The organism is Arthrobacter sp. CG_A4, from assembly GCF_035985125.1.
GTDB lineage: Bacteria > Actinomycetota > Actinomycetes > Actinomycetales > Micrococcaceae > Arthrobacter.
In genome coordinates, this window is the sequence record NZ_JAXCID010000091.1 from 1 (window position 1) to 2,949 (window position 2,949).

Genomic DNA, 2,949 nt, shown 5'->3' on the forward strand with positions numbered 1-2,949 from the left:
GCCTTCTGGACGCCCCCCACCCACGCCGGGGCCAAGGCACGGCCCAAAACCCCCCCCCCCCGGGGGGGCCCCCCCCCCCCCCCCCCGGGCCCCCCCCCCCCCCCCCCCCCCCCCGACCATCCCGTGGTGACGACCGCTGGATCCACGAGCGCGCCGAGACCCAACCCCCGCTCCCGCGCCGCGGTGAGGGGCACCAGTACGACGTAAGCGCTCACGGCGACGAGCGCGGCCACCCTCGGCAGCCGACGACCCGCCGCGGTCGTGCGGGCGACGAACAGGTCGAAAACCGTGAAACCCACAAGACAGAACAGGCCCAAATAGCCGAAAGCGGTGAGCACCCCGTGCAGGACGTCCACCGGCCAGGTGTCACTTTCGACGATGGTCGGGACCGATGCGCCGGCCCGGCCCACGGCGAACGGCAGCACCCCGGACTCAGGGTGGGAGTCGTCGGAAATCACCCGCCAGCCAAGCACGTAACTGCCCTCGGCGAGGTCCGACGGCAGGGTGACCCGGACAGTCGCGTCCACCGCCTCTACGGGCACAGTGCGATGACCACCGCTGCCGTCGTAGAGCTGGAAGCCGTCGGGGACCAAGGAGACTGACTCGTCAAAGGCGAGTTCCACCGGGCTCGGCGTCTCGGCCACCACCGCGCCCTCGTCCGGCGTCGTGGACACCAGCTCGGCGTGCGCCCAGGCTGGGGCCGCAGGCACCACCAGCACCATGGTCAGCGCAGCGATCAACATCCCGAGGAGCCGCCGGACCAGGGGTCCCCGGGCTCGGGATTCCTGGTCCCGGGTCCCATGGGGCGTTCCTCTTGACATGATCGTCTCCTCGTCCTGGTTAGCAGTGCCGATGCGGGGCTAGCAACGCTCACCGCCGCCCGGCCTGGCGGCCGGGCGGCGGTGAGCGTTGCGGGAGGTGCTAGTTGCCCGTCGTGAAGTTCCAGGTGACGGGAGTCAGCAGGTTGCCAGCGGTGTCCTTGATTCCGCTGCTGAGGGTGACGGTGTACTGGGTGTTGGCCCGTAGCGTGCCGGTCGGGTTGAGCGTTGCCACCCTCGTGAGGCTGGAGTAGCTGACCACCGAGGTGACGGCGGCGCCTGTCGACGTGCGCTTGATGGTGAAGTTCGCGCTCGCCGCTGCCGTGCCCGGCAGACCGGTGACCGCCTCGCTGAAGGTTGCGGTGATGTTCGCCGTCCGGCTGACCCTGGTTGCGTTCACCGCCGGGGTCCGAGCCGTCACGACTGGTGCGGGACCGGTGATGAAGGTCCACGTCTTCGCGGCGAGCAGGTTGCCGGCCACGTCCGTGATAGCACTGCCCAGTGACAGTGTGTAGGTACTGTCACCGACCAACGGGGCGTCCGGTGTCAGCGTGGCGACCCGGGTTTTGGCGTTGTAAGTCACCTTCGAGCCAATAATCGCTGTGCCCAGCTTCAGGGTGAAGTTCGGCGTGCTGGCGGCGGTGGCGGGTAGGCCCGTAACCGCTTCGCTGAACGTCGCACTCATCGGGGTCCGCTTGTTGACCGTTCCCAGGCCGACGCCGGTGGCGCCGTCCACGGGGTTGGTTGTGGTGACCGTCGGGCTGGGTCCGGTGATGAAGCCCCAGCTCGTCGCCGCTAGCGATCCGCCCGACACGCTCTTGATGGCCGTGGTCAACGAGAGGGTGTAGGGCTTGTCAGCGGTAAGTGCCGCCGTCGGGACGAGGGTGGCCGTCTGCGTCGTCGTGTTGTAGGTCACCGACGCCGGAACGGCCGTGGTGCCCTGCTTCAACGTAAACGTGGTGTCGCTGACGCCGGTGACGGGTTCGTTGAACGTGACGCTTGGCTGAACATTGGCCGCCACCCCGGTGGCCCCGGATGCGGGGTCCTGCGCAGTAATCGTCGGCGTAGTGGGAGCGGTGAATATCGGTGCGGACACCGTGTTCCCCGCAGCGTTCCACGCCGTGACCCGGTAGGCGTACTCCCCGGTCCCCGCGGTGACGTCGGTGTAGGTGGTGACGTTTGCCAGTGTGGTGGCGAACTGCACGTACGCGCCCAGCGTTCCGTTGACTATTGGTGCCCGCTCGATCTTGTAGCCGATCTCGTTCTTTGCGTTACCCCAGGTCGTGGGATCGGTCATCGTCACCGGAGTGCCGTCGGTCCAGCTCAGCAGCACGTCACTCGTGGGTCGAGTGAAGCTCACCACCGACGCGTCGGGGAGCGTGCGGGGCGCGCTGACCGAGATGGGCCGCATCATGTCCATCTCCTCGTGGCTGAGGATGTGGCAGTGCCACACGTATTCCCAGCCGAAGTTGGTCATGTCGTTGCTGATCGGCGCGATCGGGTTGCCGTTGGTGTCGGTGTTGTTGAACCCGGTTTCGGACCCGTTCGGGCCGGTCGTCGAGCCCTTGGCGCCCAGCGGCATCATCGGGTTGAGTGCGGCCGTATGGTTTTGTGAGACAGGTTGTTAGGAGCCCTTTTTCGCATGACCGATCGTAAGAAGTACACGCAGCAGTTCAAGAATGATGCCGTGGAGTTGGTGATTTCCTCCGGCCGGCCGATCGCCCAGGTCTGTACCGATATCGGCGTCAACGTCGGTACGTTGGGGAACTGGGTGCGCACGTACCGCGCCGACCATCCGGAGCGGTTCACATCCGAGGAGAAAGCGCCGGTGCCCTGGGAAGAACACCAGAAGCTGGTGGCCGAGAACGCGAAGCTGAAGCAGGACGTCGAATTCCTGGGAAAAGTCAGCGCCTTCTTTGCAGCGAAGCAACGGTAGAGGATTTCTACGAGTTCATCGAAGCAGAGAAGGCGAACCATCCGATTGCCCGGCTGTGCCGGACCCTGAAGGTCTCCCGGGCCTCGTTCTACCGGTGGCGCAGGCCCAAGGGCCCGTCCCCGCGCACGGTGCGGCGCGACAAGCTCGTCAAGGAGGTCACAGGCCTGTTCAACAAGGAAAAGGGCCGGGCCGGCC

3 protein-coding genes are annotated in these 2,949 nt (G+C 66.7%); 1 reads left to right on the plus strand and 2 read right to left on the minus strand.

From position 1 onward, the window contains the following. Nucleotides 1-743 (minus strand): copper resistance CopC family protein (locus tag RCH07_RS19090; RefSeq protein ID WP_326969068.1); only part of this gene is annotated, 743 nt, incomplete at its 3' end. 178 nt (nucleotides 744-921) lie between these two features. Next, on the minus strand, nucleotides 922-2,403 hold the full coding sequence (locus RCH07_RS19095) for an Ig-like domain-containing protein (protein WP_326969069.1): 1,482 nt from the start codon (nucleotides 2,401-2,403) through the stop codon (nucleotides 922-924). A gap of 57 nt (nucleotides 2,404-2,460) precedes the next feature. Here RCH07_RS19095 and RCH07_RS19100 point away from each other — a divergent pair, with 57 nt between their 5' ends. Then, nucleotides 2,461-2,754 carry a transposase gene (locus RCH07_RS19100; protein WP_326969070.1) on the plus strand — a complete coding sequence of 98 codons (294 nt, stop codon included), beginning with the start codon at nucleotides 2,461-2,463 and terminating at the stop codon, nucleotides 2,752-2,754. Nucleotides 2,755-2,949 lie beyond the last annotated feature (195 nt).